13 protein-coding genes are annotated in these 16,618 nt (G+C 69.3%); 9 read left to right on the top strand and 4 right to left on the bottom strand.

What is annotated here, in order from left to right:
- Positions 1–39 precede the first annotated feature (39 nt).
- The 6 genes from ACFWZU_RS04995 to mutM all read left to right on the top strand — a co-directional run bounded on the left by ACFWZU_RS04995 (position 40) and on the right by mutM (position 5,924).
- A complete protein-coding gene (locus ACFWZU_RS04995) occupies positions 40–774 on the top strand; it encodes an ABC transporter ATP-binding protein (RefSeq protein WP_439700327.1) in 735 nt (244 codons plus the stop codon).
- An 11-nt stretch (positions 775–785) separates the two neighbouring features.
- Entirely contained in the window at positions 786–1,526 is a 741-nt protein-coding gene (locus tag ACFWZU_RS04990) for an ABC transporter permease (protein WP_439700488.1), read from the top strand.
- On the top strand, positions 1,526–2,881 hold the full coding sequence (locus ACFWZU_RS04985; RefSeq protein ID WP_439700326.1) for a GldG family protein: 1,356 nt from the start codon (positions 1,526–1,528) through the stop codon (positions 2,879–2,881). Before ACFWZU_RS04990 ends, ACFWZU_RS04985 begins: the two co-directional genes overlap by 1 nt.
- Complete coding sequence (locus ACFWZU_RS04980) at positions 2,881–3,366, top strand: hypothetical protein (RefSeq protein ID WP_439700325.1); 486 nt, start codon at positions 2,881–2,883, stop codon at positions 3,364–3,366. The genes ACFWZU_RS04985 and ACFWZU_RS04980 overlap by 1 nt, the downstream gene beginning before the upstream one ends.
- A gap of 81 nt (positions 3,367–3,447) precedes the next feature.
- Positions 3,448–4,857, top strand: a complete 1,410-nt coding sequence (gndA, locus tag ACFWZU_RS04975) for an NADP-dependent phosphogluconate dehydrogenase (protein WP_439700324.1) — start codon at positions 3,448–3,450, stop codon at positions 4,855–4,857.
- Positions 4,858–5,096: 239 nt separating this feature from the next.
- Complete coding sequence (mutM, locus tag ACFWZU_RS04970) at positions 5,097–5,924, top strand: bifunctional DNA-formamidopyrimidine glycosylase/DNA-(apurinic or apyrimidinic site) lyase (protein WP_439700323.1); 828 nt, start codon at positions 5,097–5,099, stop codon at positions 5,922–5,924.
- On the opposite strand, the gene ACFWZU_RS04965 is transcribed toward mutM, so the two are convergent.
- The gene (locus ACFWZU_RS04965; RefSeq protein ID WP_439700322.1) at positions 5,925–6,638 is read right to left on the bottom strand and encodes a 2OG-Fe(II) oxygenase; all 714 of its coding nucleotides are present in this window, start codon (positions 6,636–6,638) and stop codon (positions 5,925–5,927) included. It abuts the gene before it with no gap.
- A 206-nt stretch (positions 6,639–6,844) separates the two neighbouring features.
- On the opposite strand from ACFWZU_RS04965, the gene ACFWZU_RS04960 reads away from it, so the two are divergent.
- On the top strand, positions 6,845–9,340 hold the full coding sequence (locus tag ACFWZU_RS04960) for a S8 family serine peptidase (protein WP_439700321.1): 2,496 nt from the start codon (positions 6,845–6,847) through the stop codon (positions 9,338–9,340).
- Positions 9,341–9,404: 64 nt separating this feature from the next.
- Here ACFWZU_RS04960 and ACFWZU_RS04955 read toward each other — a convergent pair whose 3' ends face one another.
- Genes ACFWZU_RS04955 through ACFWZU_RS04945 form a run of 3 tightly spaced genes read right to left on the bottom strand, consistent with a single transcriptional unit; the run spans position 9,405 to position 12,180 of the window.
- Complete coding sequence (locus ACFWZU_RS04955) at positions 9,405–10,166, bottom strand: hypothetical protein (RefSeq protein ID WP_439700320.1); 762 nt, start codon at positions 10,164–10,166, stop codon at positions 9,405–9,407.
- Between the two features lie 40 nt (positions 10,167–10,206).
- A complete protein-coding gene (locus tag ACFWZU_RS04950) occupies positions 10,207–10,839 on the bottom strand; it encodes a thymidine kinase (RefSeq protein WP_439700319.1) in 633 nt (210 codons plus the stop codon).
- 42 nt (positions 10,840–10,881) lie between these two features.
- Positions 10,882–12,180: an NAD(P)/FAD-dependent oxidoreductase gene (locus ACFWZU_RS04945; protein WP_439700318.1), complete on the bottom strand. Its 1,299-nt coding sequence runs from the start codon at positions 12,178–12,180 to the stop codon at positions 10,882–10,884.
- Positions 12,181–12,288: 108 nt separating this feature from the next.
- Here ACFWZU_RS04945 and ACFWZU_RS04940 point away from each other — a divergent pair, with 108 nt between their 5' ends.
- Both ACFWZU_RS04940 and ACFWZU_RS04935 read left to right on the top strand, forming a co-directional pair.
- Positions 12,289–14,262, top strand: coding sequence for a UvrD-helicase domain-containing protein (locus ACFWZU_RS04940; RefSeq protein WP_439700317.1), 1,974 nt, complete (start codon positions 12,289–12,291; stop codon positions 14,260–14,262).
- A 227-nt stretch (positions 14,263–14,489) separates the two neighbouring features.
- The gene (locus ACFWZU_RS04935) at positions 14,490–16,505 is read left to right on the top strand and encodes an alpha/beta hydrolase family protein (RefSeq protein WP_439700316.1); all 2,016 of its coding nucleotides are present in this window, start codon (positions 14,490–14,492) and stop codon (positions 16,503–16,505) included.
- The last annotated feature ends 113 nt before the right edge of the window (positions 16,506–16,618 follow it).

Below are 16,618 nucleotides of genomic sequence, written 5' to 3'. Positions count from 1 at the left end.
CAGGTTGTGCAAACGTGGGGTCGCCGTGACAATCATGCAATGACTCTGCCACAACCGCTGTTAACGCTGGAGAAAGCCAGCCGCCGCCGCGCCGGACGGGCCGCGGTGAGCGACCTCGACCTCACGCTCGATCGCGGCCAGGTGCTGGGCCTGCTGGGCGTCAACGGCGCGGGCAAGTCGACCACGCTGTCGATGATCGCCGGCGCACTGGCGCCCGACAGTGGGCGCATCCTGCTCGACGGCGAGGATCTGGCCGAGCAGCCGGCACTCGCGCGCCGCCTGGTGGGCTGGCTGCCCGAACGTGCCCCGCTGTGGCAGGAACTGACGGTGGGGGAACATCTGGACGCGCACGGTCGCCTGCGTGGACTCAAGGGCGCGGCACTCAGGCAGGCATGCGCGCGCATGGTCGAGCGACTGGAACTCGCCCCGCTGGAACGCCGCCTCGCCGGCGTGCTCTCGCAGGGCCAGCGCCAGCGGCTGGGACTGGCCTGCGCGCTGCTGCACCAGCCGGCGCTGCTGGTGCTGGACGAGCCCGGCAACGCGCTCGATCCGGTGCAGGTCGCCGCGCTGCGCGCGCTGATCCGCGAACAGGCCGCCGCCGGGACCGCGGTGATCCTGTCCACCCACGTGCTGGCGGAGGTCACCGCGGTGTGCGATCGCGTGGCGATCCTGCATGACGGTACGTTGCGCCACGCCGGTACGCTGGACGCCGGCGACCACGCCGCGCTCGAGGAGCGCTTCTTCGCCATCGCCACCGCGAAGGCCGCCGCGTGAGCGCGCTGGCCATGACGCGACTGGAACTGCGCCGGCTGTTCGTGCGCCCGCTCGCCTGGGTGCTCGGGGCGCTCACGCTCGCCTGGCTGGCGTGGAATTTCACTCTGCTGCTGGGCAGCTTCCTCGCCGCGCAGATCCGCCTGGCCGCCCTGCCCGACGGCCCCGGCTACACCGACCTGGTGGCCGTGCCGCTGCTGGCCAAGCTGGCCGAGCTCGCTTTCCTGGTGGTGCCCTTGTTGTCGATGTCGGCCCTGGCCGGCGAACGTCGCGAGGGACGCCTGACGCTGCTGCTCGGCATGGGCCTGTCGCCCTCGCGCATCGTGCTGGGCAAGTACGCAGCACTGCTGGTGTGGTTGCTGGCCTGGCTGGCGCTGGTGCTGGCCATGCCGGCGGCGCTGGCGCACGCGACCGCGATCGACTGGGGCAAGCTCGCCGCCGCCACGCTCGGCATGGCGTTGCTGCTCGCCTCGCTTGCTGCGTTGGGGCTGGCCTGTTCGGCATTCGCCTCGCATCCGGCCCTCGCCGCGGCCGCCGCGCTGGTGCTCACGCTGGGACTGTGGGCGGTGAACATGGGCGCCCAGCTGGCCGGCATGGAAGGCGGCGCGATCAACTGGCTGGCGATGAGCTCGCACCTGCAGCCGCTGCTGCGCGGGCTGGTGACCAGCGTCGACGTGGCGTGGTTCGCGCTGCTGACAGTGGTCTGCCTGGCGCTGGCGATCCGCCGCGTCGCGGCTGAACGGGAGCGCGGCTGATGCGCACGCTATTCGGACGCCTGGACGGCTGGCTCTTCGCGCTGGCCCTGCTCATCGGCGCGGGCGCCGTCGGTTACCTCACCACGCGGCATGTCTTCGTCGCCGACTGGACCGCGGGCGGACGCGCCAGCCTGTCGCCGGAGAGCCGCGCCGTGCTCGACCAGCTCGACGGGCCGGTCGGGATCGTCAGCTATGCGAACCCCCAGGGCGACCTGCGCCCGACGATCGCCGGCTTCCTCGAGCGCTACCGCCGTGCCAAGCCCGATCTGACGCTGCGCTTCGTCGACCCGCAACAGGACCCGGCGAAGATGCGCGAGCTGGGCATCACCGTCGACGGCGCGATCATCGTGCACTACCGCGGCCGCGAGCAGCGGCTGGACGAATTGTCCGAGCGCAGCCTGACCAACGCGCTGGAGCGGCTGGCCCGCGGCGGCGAGCGCATCGTCGCCTTCGTTACCGGAGACGGCGAACGCCGCGCGGACGGCCAGGCCAACGCCGACCTGGGCACCTTCATGGCGCAGCTGGAAAGCCGCGGCATGCGTGCAGTGCCGCTCAACTTCGCGCAGGTCACCGCGGTCCCGCAGCACACCGACCTGGTGGTGCTGGCCAGCCCCTCGCTGGCCCTCGAGCCGGGCGCCGTGCGCGCACTGGTCGATTACCTGGCCAACGGCGGCAACCTGTTGTGGCTCACCGAGCCGGCCAACAGCGACCTCAACCTTGCGCCGCTCGCCGATGCGCTGGGCCTGCGCGTGCTGCCGGGCGTGCTGGTCGACGGCGGCGGCGCGGCTTTGGGCCTGAAGGATCCGCGGCTGATCGCACTGGGCGCCTATCCGCCGCATGCGATCACGCGCGGCTTCATGCTCACCACGCTGTTCCCGCAGGTGGCCGCGCTGGCGCAGGTCAACCGCAACGACTGGGCGGTGCAGGACTTCCTCGAATCGGGGCCGCAGAGCTGGACCGAATTCCAGCCGATCGAAAACGCGTCGAGCTCGACCATCCGCTACGACGCCGCGGCGGGCGAACTGAAGGGGCCGCTGGCCTTCGGCCTGGCCTTGTCGCGCCTGTCGCCGAGTCCGGACAAGAGCCAGCAGCGCGTGGCGGTGATCGGCGACGGCGATTTCCTGTCCAATACGTTCCTGGGCAACGGCGGCAACCGTGCGCTGGGCGAACGCGTGTTCGACTGGCTGCTCGGCGACGACGCGCTGGTGAGCCTGCCGCCGCGCGGCGCACCGGACCGCGTGCTGGAACTCTCGCAGACCGGACTCAACGTGGTCAGCCTGGGCTTCCTGATCGCGCTGCCGCTGCTGCTCCTGGTCATCGGCGGCGTGCTGACCTGGCGCCGGCGCCGGCGTTGATGCGGCGCAAGGCACGCCAGCGCTGGATCGTCGGCGCGATCGCGTTGGCGCTACTGGCGCTGGCCGCCGTGCAGTACCTGCACGACCAGCGCCAGGCGCCCGGCACGCTGCTGGCGCTGGATCCGGCCACGATCACGTCCGTGACGCTCGCCCTGCCTGGCCAGCCGCCGGAGCGCTACCGTCGCCACGACGGCCACTGGTGGCAAGCCAACGGCAAGCGTGCCGATGACGGCCGGCTGCAGGAGCTCACCGAGATCGCGCAGGCACCGGTCGTCAGCTGGCGGCCCGCGGCCGATTTCGATGCGGCGAAACTCGGTTTGGCACCGCCGCTCGCACAGCTCGCGCTGGATGGCCAGGTGCTCGATTTCGGCACCACCGCCGTGACCGGGCCGCTGCGTTACGTGCGCGCGGGTCACCGGATCGCCCTGGTACCGCTGCGTTACACACCCCGCCCGGCCACGCAGAACGCCGAACGCATCCACTGATCCCGTAGGAAGGCGCCGGGCGCTTGTGGCGTGGACGCGGCGGTCCCATATGAAACGGATCGAAGACCGAAGGAGCGCGCGATGAGCGAGCAGGTGATGGGTGTGTTCGGCATGGGCGTGATGGGACGCAGCCTGGCGCTGAACATCGAAAGCCGCGGCCACGCGGTCTCCGTCTACGACCACGACGGCGCCTTCACCGACCATGTCATGGCGACCCATCCCGACCGCCGCCTGGTGCCCTTCCACGAGCTGCCCGCCTTCGTCGCGTCGCTCGAGCGCCCGCGGCGCATCCTGCTGATGATCAAGGCTGGCCCGCCGGTCGATGCGATGCTCAAGGCGCTCAAGCCGCTGCTCGAACCGGGCGACATCGTGATCGACGGCGGCAACAGCTACTACCGCGATACCATCCGCCGCGAACAAACGATGCAGGCGGCCGGCTTCCACTTCATCGGCTGCGGTGTTTCCGGCGGCGAGGAAGGCGCGCTGCTCGGGCCGTCGATCATGCCGGGCGGCCCCCGCGAGGCGTATGCGAAGGTCGAGCCGATCCTGACCCAGATCGCCGCACGCGCACCGGACGGCACGCCCTGCGTGGCCTGGATGGGCCCCAACGGCGCCGGCCACTACGTGAAGATGGTGCACAACGGCATCGAATACGGCGACATGCAGCTGATCGCCGAGAGCTACGCGGTGCTGCGCCAGGTGCTGGGCCTGTCCAATACCGAGCTGGCGCGCGTCTATGCGGACTGGAACCGCGGCGAGCTGGACAGCTACCTGATCGGCATCACCTCGCACATCTTCACCCGCAAGGATCCCGACAGCGGCAACGACCTGGTCGACATGATCATGGACCGCGCGCTGCAGAAGGGCACCGGCCAGTGGACCTGCCAGGACGCGCTGGAGATGCGCGTGCCGCTGCCACTGATCACCGAGGCGGTGTTCGCGCGCGGCCTGTCGGCGCAGAAGGACGAGCGCCTCGCCGCCAGCCGCGTGCTGCACGGTCCCGACGCCACGTTCACCGGCGATCGCACGGCATTCGTCGAGTCGGTGCGCCGCGCGCTGTACCTGGGCAAGCTGGTCTCCTACGCGCAGGGGTTCGCCCAGCTGCGCGCCGCCTCCACGGCGCACGCCTGGGACCTGGACTACGCCACCATCGCCAGCATCTTCCGCGCCGGCTGCATCATCCGCGCCGGCTTCCTGGAACGGATCATGGAGGCCTACACGCGCGATCCGGACCTCGCCAACCTGATGCTCGATCCCTATTTCGCCGACACGGCCACGCGCTACCAGCAGGCCCTGCGCGAGGTGGTCGCCACCGCGGTGGCCTGTGGCGTCGCCACGCCCTGCCTGGCGTCGGCGATCGCCTGGTTCGACGGTTACCGCAGCGAGCACCTGCCGGCGAACCTGCTGCAGGCGCAGCGCGACTATTTCGGTGCGCACACGTTCGAACGCATCGATCGGCCCGGCAGTTTCCATGTGGATTGGGAGGCCTGAGGCAAGGCGTCCCCCATCCGCCCTTCGGGCACCTTCCCCCGCGTGCGGGGGAAGGACCGGGTCAGCCGCAAATTGGCAGACTTGTGGCGAAACCTCCGCATCCCTCCTGCGGTCACCGTCTCGTGCGGGACCGCCGCCAGGGAACAGCCTCCGATCCTTCTCCCGGTGAAGACGGGGGAAGGTGCCCGCAGGGCGGATGGGGGCGACCTTGCCCCAGCCCCACCAAGACATCCCTCACCATGCCCGAACTTCCCGAAGTCGAAACCACCCGCCGCGGCATCGCTCCGCACGTCGAAGGCCGCCGCGTCGCCGGCGTGGTGCTGCGTCGCCCCGACCTGCGCTGGCCGATCCCGCGCGAGGTGCGCGAACTGCTGCCTGGCCAGCGCATCGAGGCTGTCGAGCGCCGCGCCAAGTACCTGCTGTTGCACACGCAGGCCGGCAGCGCGCTGATGCACCTGGGCATGAGCGGCATGCTGCGCGTGCTGCCGCCGGATGCACCGCCGGGCGCACACGACCATGTCGACATCGCGCTCGCCGCCGAAGCAGGCCGGCCCGCGCGCGTGCTGCGCTTCACCGATCCGCGCCGTTTCGGTTGCCTGCTCTGGCAGCCGCCCGGCGAGACCCATGAGCTGCTCGCCGCGCTGGGCCCCGAGCCGCTCACCGACGCCTTCGACGGCGATCTGTTGTGGCACCTGTCGCGGGGCCGCAGCGCCGCGGTCAAGCTGTTCCTGATGGACAACGCGGTGGTGGTCGGGGTGGGCAACATCTACGCCAGCGAGGCGCTGTTCGCCGCCGGCATCGACCCGCGCCGCGCGGCCGGCAGGGTCTCGCGCGAGCGCTACGCGCGGCTCGCCGCGGAGGTGAAGCGCATCCTGGGCTGGGCGATCGAGCGGGGCGGCACCACGTTGCGCGACTTCCTCAATCCCGACGGCGCGCCCGGTTACTTCTTCCGCGAGCTCAACGCCTACGGCCGCGCCGGCGAACCGTGCAAGGCATGCGGCACGCCGATCCGCCAGGCCGTGCTCGGCCAGCGCTCGACGTTCTGGTGCCCGCGCTGCCAGCGCTGATCAGCGGCCTGCGTACAGCTGCTCGGCGCGCTGGAACAGCACCCAGCTGGTGGCGATCACCTTGTCGCCACCGCGCGGCCGGTTGCCGCGGTGGGTATGCGTGAAGGCCGCCGGCGCCAGCAGCAGCGCGCCGGTGCGTGGCGCGACCTTGCGCCGCTGGTGCAGGAACTCGGTTTCGCCCTCGTCGAATGAGTCGTTGAGGTAGATCGTCCACAGCAGGTGCCGGTGCAGCGTCTCGGCGTGGGGATCGCGCGGGTACAGCTCGCAATGCCAGTAGGGGTAGCCGCCGCGGTCGGCGGCATAGCGCTGCAGGTTGATCGGTCCCGGACGGAACACGGTCTCCACCAGCGGCGCGAGCGTCGCATCGTCCATCGCCTGCAGGCGCTCGGGCGTGAGGCGTTCGGGTGCGCCGTCGGCGCCGGGCACCTGCAGCATCAGCGGCGCGACGAGCGCGTGCGGGTAGCGACGCAGATAGGCGAGCAGGCCGGCGAACACCGCCTGGTTGAGCGCTGCCTCGGCGTCCTGCCAGGCGGGCAGGCCGCTGATGCCGAGGTCCTGGCTGTCCTTCAGTTCGGGCAACACGCCCGCGCCGACCCGGCCGGGACGCAGCCCGTCGCTTGCCGCGAGGCGCTCGACCAGTGCGGCGCACGCGGCCGGAGGCAGGGCCTCCGGGTAGAGCTCGATGAAGTCGTCGTCGGGCGAAGAGGAGCGCATGCGGGGCGTCAAGGTTCAGCTTCGGGATAACCATCCTCGCACGCGCCCCGCGCCCGGCAAACGCTTGCCTGGCATGGCTTTCCGGGCTCGCTGCCCGGCAGGCAACCATACGCCGTGGTGTGGAAGCAGACGACCGGTTGTTCACGCGACCCTGCAAATGCTGCCCCGGACCGCCCCATCCCGCGGGCGTCTCGGGGAGCTTACGCATGCAGTCGAAGTTCATGCCGTCGATCAGACACACCACCTTCCGTCTCTGCGCCATCGCGGCGGGCTTGCTCGCCAGTGGCGTGGCGCTCGCGGATGCGCAGCTCGATCCGCAGTTGCTGGCGAAGATGGGGGCCGCCGCAACCGCCGAACCCTTGCAGGTGGTGATCACCTACAAGCAATCCGGGCCGGTCACGTCAGACCAACTGGCCGTGCTCGAGTCGCTGGGCATCACCCAGGGCCTGACCATGCGCACGCTGCCGATCGCCGGGGCGCTGGCGACGCCGGCAGAGATCCGTGCGCTGGCACAGCGCGACGACGTCCTCTCGATCTGGGCCAACCGCCGGCTGACCTACCTGGATGCCGAAGCGAACGGCCTCTCGGGCGCCACGCGCACCACCGCCAACCCGGCCGATTACCACCGCGCGATTCCCTTCAGCGGCAAGGGCGTGACGGTCGAGATCAACGATTCGGGCATCGACGCGACGCACATGGACCTGCAGTACGGCACCCATGTGGTGCAGAACACGCAGGCGCTGACCAACCTGGCCGCCTACGACACGACGCTGCCGATCACCTACCTCGAAGGCGTGCCGAACACCGACTGGGGCTCCGGCCACGGCACCCACTGCGCCGGCATCGTCGGCGGCAATGGCGCGCGCTCGAACGGCCTGTACACCGGCGTGGCGCCGGGTGCCGACCTGGTCGGCTATGGCTCCGGTGGCGTGCTGCTGATCCTGGATGCCGTCGGTGGCCTGGACTACGCCGCGACCCACCAGTTCAGCTTCCGCAACCCGATCCGCGTGGTCAGCAACTCATGGGGCAGCTCGGGCAAGTTCGACCCGGCCGATCCGGTCAATGTCGCCTCCTACGAGCTCTACAAGCGCGGCATCGTGAGCGTGTTCGCCGCCGGCAATGACGGCCCGGGCGAGGACACCCACAACCCCTACGCGCAGGCGCCCTGGGTGATCTCGGTCGGTGCCAGCGAGAAGAACGGCGTGCTGACCGACTTCTCCTCGCGCGGCAAACGTGGCGAGAGCGGCAGCTTCACCATGCCCGACGGCAAGCAGTGGACCTACGTCAACGAGCCGACCATCGTGGCACCCGGCGTGGACATCATCTCCACCCGGGACACCACCGGCACGCTGCCGGCGCTGGCCGCGCAGCAGGACGCGGAGGTGATCCCGGCGGCGTACCTGCCCTTCTACACGATCATGAGCGGCACTTCGATGGCCACGCCGCACGTGGCCGGCATCATCGCGCTGATGCTGGAGGCCAATCCGAACCTGACCCCGGCGCAGGTGCGCGACATCCTCGAGCGCACCGCCACCAACATGACCGGCCGGCTTGGCTGGGAGGTCGGTGCCGGCCACATCAACGCCTACACGGCGGTGGCCGAGGCGGCCGGCATCCGCGGCGGTTTCGGCGGCACGGTCAACACGCTGCATGGCTTCAACAGCAACGCGCTGGTCACTCCGGGCGCACCGCCGGTGCCGTTCTCGGTGGACTTCGCCCCGGTCGGGCCGGTCGGCGAGCAGAGCTTCACGGTCGGGCCGGAAGTGGCCTTCGTCAGCGCCCGCGCGACCATCGGTACCAACACGCTGGCGTTGGTGCTGATCGATCCGGATGGCGAAGAATACGGTTCGGCGATCTCCCTGCCGGTGCTCGGCGACACCGTCACCACCGGCGCGCCGGGCAAGCCGGGCGTGTGGAAGGTCACCGTGCGCGGTATCGGCTCGGTCTCCGGCACCGGCCTGGACCCGGCCGGCGTCACCAATGGCTACGCCGCGCCGGGCACGGTCACCGGCGAGGTCAGCTTCCTCAACAGCGGCGGCTACACTGGCCTGGGCGACATCGCCAACCACCCGGCGCGCCAGGCGATCGAGTTCGCCGTCGCCCACCGGCTGGTCGATGGCCTGGCCGATGGTCTCTACCATCCGGACGACCCGCTCAAGCGCAGTGACCTGGCCAAGTACCTGGTAATGGGCGCGAGCGTGCGCCAGTACCTGCCCTTCGACGGCCAGCCGAGCTTCACCGACCTGGGCACCGGCAAGAAGGCCTATCCCTTCGCCGAGTCGGCGATCGCACCCGGCGGCGCGCTGCGCGACACCAGCCAGCGCCAGGACGGCGTAATGAACCTGTGGGGCGGCCAGTTCCACCCGGACGACAGCGTGACGCGGCTGAGCCTGGCCTACTCGCTCGTGCAGAGCCTGGCGCTGCAGGCCGAAGCCCGCGCCTTCAGCGGACCGCTGACCGCGTTCTACGAGGGCCAGCGCATCCCGGTCGACGACGCCGGCCAGGTGCCGGCGAACCTGCGCGGCTACGTGCAGCTGGCGCTGGACCGTGGCGTGATCAACGCGCGCTTCAAGGTGACCCAGGGCCCGTATGACCTGCAGCCGACGATGCACGCGTACTTCGACCCGAACAAGGTCGTCACGCGTGCCGCCTATGCGGTGGCGGCCGGACGCTACATGACGCTCTACCAGAGCGGGCAGTAGGCGTTCCCCGGGGTCCGGTGGCTCCGCCGCCGGACCCCGCAGGGCGGGCCCAAGGCCACCCGCGTCAGGCCGGCCAGTCGAAGGCGACGTGGGTGTTGTTGAAGCGCGGGTCGTCCAGGCTGCCGCCCGGGTGCGCCACCAGCTCGCCAGGCAGGCCTTCGACCTCCAGCGGCTGGCCTTCGGCGAAGCGGGCGCCGAGCGCCTGCAGTTCCACCAGCCGTTCGCACAACATGCCGGCCTGGCCGGCGTGCGCATCGGGGACGTGACGCAGGCTCAGGTCCGGACGGCCGAACTTGCGCAGGCCGCGCGTGTGGATGTGCGAGCGCCCCTCATCGTCCGGGTTGCGCAGAATCAGCACGTGGTTGCGCGGCGGCGCGCCACCGGGCACCAGGTAATGCCGGCGCCATGCTTCGGCGTCGAACAGGGTGAGGATCTGAGGATCGAGGATCGCGACGCCGCCCACGTCCAGCAGGCCGGCCAGCACGCCCATCGTGTCGCGCAGGTAGTCGAGGCTGTCGCGGTCGGCCAGCTCGCCACGCACCACCAGTACGTCCGGGGTGGAGCGGGCCTGCTCGAAGGCGTCGGGCGCATCCTCCTTCAGCAATTCGCCCAGCGCGCCCTTGAGCGGATAGCCCTCCCAGCCACGCAGCGCGTTGTGGCCGAAGCGCTGCAGCGCCACGCCCTCGGGCAAGCCCCGGCTCGCGTAGCGCGCGGCGGGAATCGCCAGGTCCTCGGCGAAGCGGCCGAAGACGTAGAAGTTCAGCACGAGGGTTTCGTCGCTCGGCTGCCAGTAGGGGCGAGGCCAGGCTTCCGGGGTTGCGGTCATGGGGTGTCCTTCAGGAGAGGGCGCCCGGCCTGGCGAAACATCAGGGCCGGTCGTCCGGCGGCAGCACGCTCTGCTGCAGTTCGATGCGGCCGCGACCTTCGGTGATGTGCTTGAACTCGGCGCGACTGACCGAGACATAGCGGTCGTTGCCGCCGATCTCAACCTGCGGGCCTTCGGTCACCGCGCGGCCCTGCTCGTCCACCCGCACCACCATGGTGGCCTTGCGGCCGGTGTGGCAGATGGTCTTGATCTCCTCCAGGTTGTCGGCCCAGGCGAGCAGGTAGCGGCTGCCCTCGAACAGCTCGCCGCGAAAGTCGGTACGCAGGCCGTAGGCCAGCACCGGGATGTTCAGCCGGTCGACCACGTCGGAGAGCTGCCACACCTGCGCCTTGGACAGGAACTGCGCCTCGTCGACGAACACGCAGTGCAGCGCGCCGCGCTCGGCGATGTCCTGTTCCACCAGCGCGAAGAGGTCCTCGCCCGCAGCGAAGCGACGCGCATTGGCCTTCAGGCCGATGCGCGAAGCAACCACGCCCGCGCCGAAACGCTCGTCCAGCGCGGGAGTGAGGATCAGCGTGCGCATGCCGCGCTCGTGATAGTTGTAGGCGCTTTGCAGCAGCGTGGTGGTCTTGCCGGCATTCATTGCCGAGTAATAGAAGTAGAACTTGGCCATGAGGCGGCGAAGCGGTCAGCGGAAACGGCGCATTGTAGGGGACTATTCCGCGCGCGCCTGCGCCAGGCGATAGCGATGCCCCGCCCACCACTGGCGCAGGTTGGCCAGCACGGACACGCCGTAGACGATCTTGAACACGCGCAGCCTGTGCAGCACCGGCGGTGGGTCGAACAGGTCGCCGGCCAGCATCGAGATCACGCCCTGCTCCAGCTGCCAGGTGTTGCGCGGCGAGGCGAACATCCGCCGCATCACCGGCTCGTTGAAGCGGTAGATGAAGAAGGCGAAGCGCGCCATGCCCTTGCGCAGGCGCCTTTCCAGCGCGCGCTGCAGCGCCGCTTCGCGCTTCGGTTCGCGCAATGCGCCGTCGACCACCTCGACCGCGCGCTCGGCCGCGTCCATCGCCAGGAATACGCCGGAGGAGAACACCGGGTCGAGGAAAGCGAAGGCATCGCCGACCAGCATCCATCCGGGACCGGCCATGCGCGTCGAGTCGTAGGAGTAATTACCGGCTGCCCGGATCTCGTCGATCGGCTCGGCGCCCTCCAGCCGCTGCCACAGCTGCGCGTTCTGCCGGAGCGTGTCGAGCAGGAACTCGCGGGTGTCGCCGCGGCGGCGCTTGAGGTACTCCGGCCAGCACACCGCGCCGACGCTCATGCTGCCGTCCGGCAACGGGATCATCCACATCCAGCCGTGCTCGAAGCGGTAGATGCTGACGTTGCCCGCGTCCTCGCCAGGGCGCCGCGCCGCGTTGCTGAAACGGGTGAACAGCGCCGCGCTCTGGTGCTGGCGATTCTTGCGCTTGAGCTTCTTCCTGGTGGAGAGGAACGCGTCGCGGCCGCTGGCGTCGATCAGGTAGCGCGCCTCGATCGTGTAGCGCTCGCCCAGGTCGGTCTTCACCTCCAGGCGCGTCTGCCGCGCGCCGACCTGATCGACGGCGACCACCTGCTGGCCTTCACGCGCATCGGCGCCGGACTCGCGTGCGTGGTCGTAGAGCATCTTGTCGAAGTCCTGCCGCCACACCTGGTAACTGTGCGGCGGGCTTTGGCACAACGCGCGGCCGAAAGAGAACACGTTGTATCCGCGCTCGTTCTCGGCCTCGAAGTCGGCGCCGGCCTTGAACACGCCCATGGCGTGGACCTTGTCCAGCACACCGAGGCGCTCGAGGATCGGCAGGTTCATCGGCAGCAGCGATTCGCCGATGTGGAAGCGCGGGTGGCGCTCCTTCTCCAGCGCGATCACCTTGTATCCGCGTCGAGCCAGCAGCGCCGCGGCGGTACTGCCCGCCGGGCCGCCGCCGATGATCGCCACGTCGCATGATTCGATTGCCTGTTCCCGCTCCATCCGCTCCCCCGGCGAACCTGTGATGGCCGCCCGATTATGGCCGAAGCGTCCGGGTGCGCCAGAGGCGCTCTGCTACCATCAGCCTCCGCCCGTACCACCGCCCGCTCCATGCTCAATCCGCAACAACTGGCCGCCGTCGAACACTGCGACAGCCCGCTGCTGGTGCTGGCCGGCGCCGGGTCCGGCAAGACCTCGGTGATCACCCAGAAGATCGCGCATCTGATCCAGCGGCGGAAGCTCGCGGCCGGGCGCATCGCAGCGATCACCTTCACCAACAAGGCCGCGCGCGAGATGCGCGAGCGCGTGGGCAAGCTGGTCAGCAGCGAGGATGCCGCGGCGCTGACCGTGTGCACGTTCCACGCGCTGGGCCTGAAGTTCCTGCAGATCGAACACGCGCGCGCCGGATTGCGCCGCGGCTTCTCGGTGCTGGACGCCGATGACAGCGAAGGCATCGTCAAGGAGCTGGCGCCCAAGGGCGCCAAGCCGGATGTGCTGTTCGGCATCCGCAACCTGCTCAGCCGCGCCAAGAACGCCGGTCTTTCGCCGGAGGAGGCACTTGCCGCCGCCCGCGCGCCGCGCGAGCTGGAGGCGGCGACGATCTACCAGATGTACCAGCAGCGCCTGGCCGCCTTCAACGCAGTCGACTTCGACGACCTGATCCGCCTGCCGCTGCGTATCCTGGAATCGGATACCGAATGCCGCGACGCGTGGCGCGAGCGGCTGCGCTACCTGCTGGTGGACGAATACCAGGACACCAACGACGCGCAGTACCGGCTGCTCAAGGCCCTCGCCGGCGAGCGCGGCAGCATCACCTGCGTGGGTGACGACGACCAGTCGATCTACGCCTGGCGCGGCGCCAACCCGGAGAACATCGACCAGCTCGGCCGCGACTGGCCCAACCTGCGCGTGATCAAGCTGGAGCAGAACTACCGCTGCGGCAAGCGCATCCTGCGCGCGGCCAACCAGCTGATCGCGAACAACCCGCACCTGCACGAGAAGAAGCTCTGGAGCGAGCACCCGGAGGGCGCGCCGATCCGCGTGCTGGAATGCAAGGACGCCGAGCACGAGGCCGAGAAGGTCGCCGCGATCGCCACCACGCTGGCCGAGAAGCACAAGGCGCGCTGGCACGACATCGCCATCCTCTACCGCGGCAACTTCCAGGCCCGTCCGCTGGAAAAGGCGCTGCGCCTGGCACGCATTCCCTACCACCTCACCGGCGCGCTCTCGTTCCTCGACCGCGCCGAGGTGAAGGATCTGCTCTGCTACCTGCGCCTGCTGACCAACCCCAGCGACGATGCCGCCTTCCTGCGCGTGGTCAACGTGCCCAAGCGGGAAGTCGGCGCGACCACGCTGGAGAAGCTCGGCCAGCTCGCCCAGTCCAGGCACTGCTCGCTGCTGGAAGCGACCCGCAGCGACGCGGTGTTGCGCCAGCTCACGCCGCGCCCGGCCGCCGCGCTGGCGGGTTTTTCCGAACTGCTCGACGAACTGCGCAGTGCCTCGCTGCACGAAAGCGCGGCGGATCTGGTCGAGCGCATCCTCAAGCGCACCGGCTACGCTGCGCACATCGCCGCCAGCACGCCCGATGCGAGCTTGCGCGACCGCCGCATGGCCAACCTGCAGGAGCTGGCCGACTGGTTCCGCGCCATGGCCAAGGGCAACAGCGCCGGCGACCTGGCTGCGCAGCTGGCCCTGCTCAGCCACGCCGACCGCGACGAGCCGGGCAACGCGGTGCGCATGATGACCATGCACGCGGCCAAGGGGCTGGAGTTCCGCTTCGTCTTCATCGTCGGCTGCGAGGAAGGCACGCTGCCGCACGAGGGCGCCATCGACGAGGGCCGCATCGACGAGGAGCGGCGCCTGATGTACGTGGGCATCACCCGCGCCAAGGAGTTGCTCACGCTGTCCTGGTCCGCCCGCACCAGACGCTACGGCGAGATCCACACCAACCAGCCCAGCCGCTTCCTGCACGAGCTGCCGCAGGCCGACCTGCACTGGCAGGGCAAGGACCCGGAAGCCGACAAGGAAATCGTGCGCGAGACCGCCGAATCGCACATGGCAAGAATCAAGGCCATGCTGGGGTGACACATCCGGCCAGCCTGCGGTCGCCGGCTTTCACCTGACCGCGCGGGTAGCGACGGAACTGCAACACGCTCGCGCCGTCCGCACGACCTCCGCAGGACGCCAAACGCCTGTGCGCAGGGCCTCCTGAAATGGATGCCCAAGACATTATTCTTTTCTGATACCTTCACGGTTCTGTAACGCCAGTGCCACGGTTGGGGCCGCGAGCACTGCGCAAAAGGGGAGAAAACATGCGTCACACACTTCATCGGGCCTTGCTTGCAGGCCTGCTGGCCACGGCTATGGCCCAGGTCCAGGCGGCCGAGCCGGTTACCGTCGAGGCGCTCGCGCGTCTGCCCGCGCTGCAGTCGGTATCCATGAGCCCGGACGGCGAGCATCTTGTCGCCCTCATTCCTTCGCCGAAGAACCCGGATGAAACGGCCCTTGCGACGTGGGACATCGATGCCCTGTCCGCGGGCCCGAAGGTGATCACTCCCTCCGGCGAGCACATGAAGTTCATCGCCGCTTCCGCGCTCAAGGCGGACAAGATCCTGGCCATCGCACGCCAGGAGTGGACGGGCGACCTCGGCGGCTGCGGCGAGGGCAAGAGTACCGGCGCCACGCGTACCTTCATGGTCAAGGCCTACCTGACCGGCGAGCAGCAGAAGAACTTCGACGAGGCGTTCACCAGTGACGTCCGCAAGGTGGGCGTCAGCGAACAGACCCAGCGCTGCCTGGAGCTGGCCGGCACCGCCTCGCTGGTCAACATGCTGCCGCTGGATCCGGATCGGGTGATCATCAGGCAGCTGAGCGAGCTCAGCCTCACGTCGAGCTACTACCTCTACAACCTCAAGACCAAGGAAACCGACCTGCTGTTCCGCGGCGGCACCCGCGCCACGCCTGCCTTGTTCGACTCGCGCACGGGCAAGGTGCTGGCCAAGACCGAGATCGTTCCGGTCGGCGGCGGCTACGAACAGCAGGTGCAGTTGCTCAATGCCAAGACCGGCCAGTTCGAGCTGCAGGCGCCGCTGACCACCAAGCTTTCGGACCGGTACACGGTGGACGTCGTCGGCATGGACGATGCCTCGGGCAAGTTCTACCTGTTGACCGACCAGTTCTCGGACAAGGTCCAGGCGCGCCTGTACGACCCGGTCCAGCACAAGTACGACAGCGAGCCGGTCGTCGCCGACCCGGACTACTCGATCGACGCCCTGCTGTTCAGCACGCGCCGCGCGGACTTCAACCAGGTCGTGGGTTTCGCCATCAACGGCCCGCACCGGCAGGTGGTCTACGTCGACCCCATGCTCAAGGCCATCCAGGCCGGCATCAAGAACGCGTTCCCGGGCCAACAGGTCTCGATCGGCGACTACACGGACGATTTCTCGCGCGTACTGTTCAGCACCCAGGCGCCCGGTACGCCCATCGCCTACCACCTGCTGCTGGACAAGAAGATCGTCAACCTGGGCAGCCAGCGCCCGTGGCTCGAAAAGGGCCTCGCGCTGGACGAGAGCTGGGTGACCTACAAGGCCCGCGACGGCCGCGATATTCCCGCGATCCTCGACCTGCCGATCGGCTGGAAGAAGGGTGACGCCCCCGCGCCGGCCGTCGTGCTCCCGCATGGCGGTCCGTGGGCACGCGATTACCTCGGCTGGGACGTTTCCGGCTGGGTGCCGTTGCTGACCTCACGCGGCTACGCCGTGCTGCGCCCGCAGTACCGTGGCTCGTCCGGGCTCGGACGCAGCCTGTGGCTCGCCGGCGACAAGCAGTGGGGCCTGGAGATGTCCGACGACAACGACGACGCAGCCGCCTGGCTGGTCTCCCAGGGCATCGCAGCCAAGGATCGCATCGCCATCTTCGGCTATTCGTATGGCGGCTTTGCCGCCGTGGCCGCCGTCGTGCGCAACCCGTCGCCGTTCCAGTGCGCGATCGCCGGTGCACCGGTGGCGAACCTGGGCCGCTTGGGCACCTCATGGAGCGACAACCGTCTGCAGCGCATCCTGCAGGGACAGACGGTCAAGGGCATGGACCCGATGGACAACACGAGCAAGGCCCACCTGCCGATCATGCTGTTCGGTGGCGATCGCGACGTGCGTGTCCCGCCCTTCCATCCGCGAGATTTCTACAAGGCGGTCAAGGACATCGTGCCTGCGCAATACCACGTGATCGCCGACATGCCGCACAGCATGCCGTGGTACCCGCGCCAGCAGCGCGAGACGCTGAGCCTGATCGAGGGCTATCTCGCCAAGGACTGCGGCCTGGCTCGCTAACGTGACTTCTTTCGGCCGGACGGGATCGTTTGCAAGGTTCTCGCCCCGTGCGGCTACATTGGCTGAACCGCAGCCTAACGCGGTCGCAGCTTATTGCGTCAACTGGGGAAACA

It is taken from the genome of Frateuria sp. GZRR33 (genome assembly GCF_051900425.1).
Taxonomy (GTDB): domain Bacteria; phylum Pseudomonadota; class Gammaproteobacteria; order Xanthomonadales; family Rhodanobacteraceae; genus Frateuria_A.
This window is presented reverse-complemented; position numbering and strand designations above follow the sequence as displayed.

Coding starts and splice junctions, on each gene's coding strand:
- ACFWZU_RS04995 (WP_439700327.1), top strand. CDS start 40: ATGACTCTGCCACAACCGCTGTTAACGCTGGAGAAAGCCAGCCGCCGC.
- ACFWZU_RS04990 (WP_439700488.1), top strand. CDS start 786: ATGACGCGACTGGAACTGCGCCGGCTGTTCGTGCGCCCGCTCGCCTGG.
- ACFWZU_RS04985 (WP_439700326.1), top strand. CDS start 1,526: ATGCGCACGCTATTCGGACGCCTGGACGGCTGGCTCTTCGCGCTGGCC.
- ACFWZU_RS04980 (WP_439700325.1), top strand. CDS start 2,881: ATGCGGCGCAAGGCACGCCAGCGCTGGATCGTCGGCGCGATCGCGTTG.
- gndA (WP_439700324.1), top strand. CDS start 3,448: ATGAGCGAGCAGGTGATGGGTGTGTTCGGCATGGGCGTGATGGGACGC.
- mutM (WP_439700323.1), top strand. CDS start 5,097: ATGCCCGAACTTCCCGAAGTCGAAACCACCCGCCGCGGCATCGCTCCG.
- ACFWZU_RS04965 (WP_439700322.1), bottom strand. CDS start 6,638: ATGCGCTCCTCTTCGCCCGACGACGACTTCATCGAGCTCTACCCGGAG.
- ACFWZU_RS04960 (WP_439700321.1), top strand. CDS start 6,845: ATGCAGTCGAAGTTCATGCCGTCGATCAGACACACCACCTTCCGTCTC.
- ACFWZU_RS04955 (WP_439700320.1), bottom strand. CDS start 10,166: ATGACCGCAACCCCGGAAGCCTGGCCTCGCCCCTACTGGCAGCCGAGC.
- ACFWZU_RS04950 (WP_439700319.1), bottom strand. CDS start 10,839: ATGGCCAAGTTCTACTTCTATTACTCGGCAATGAATGCCGGCAAGACC.
- ACFWZU_RS04945 (WP_439700318.1), bottom strand. CDS start 12,180: ATGGAGCGGGAACAGGCAATCGAATCATGCGACGTGGCGATCATCGGC.
- ACFWZU_RS04940 (WP_439700317.1), top strand. CDS start 12,289: ATGCTCAATCCGCAACAACTGGCCGCCGTCGAACACTGCGACAGCCCG.
- ACFWZU_RS04935 (WP_439700316.1), top strand. CDS start 14,490: ATGCGTCACACACTTCATCGGGCCTTGCTTGCAGGCCTGCTGGCCACG.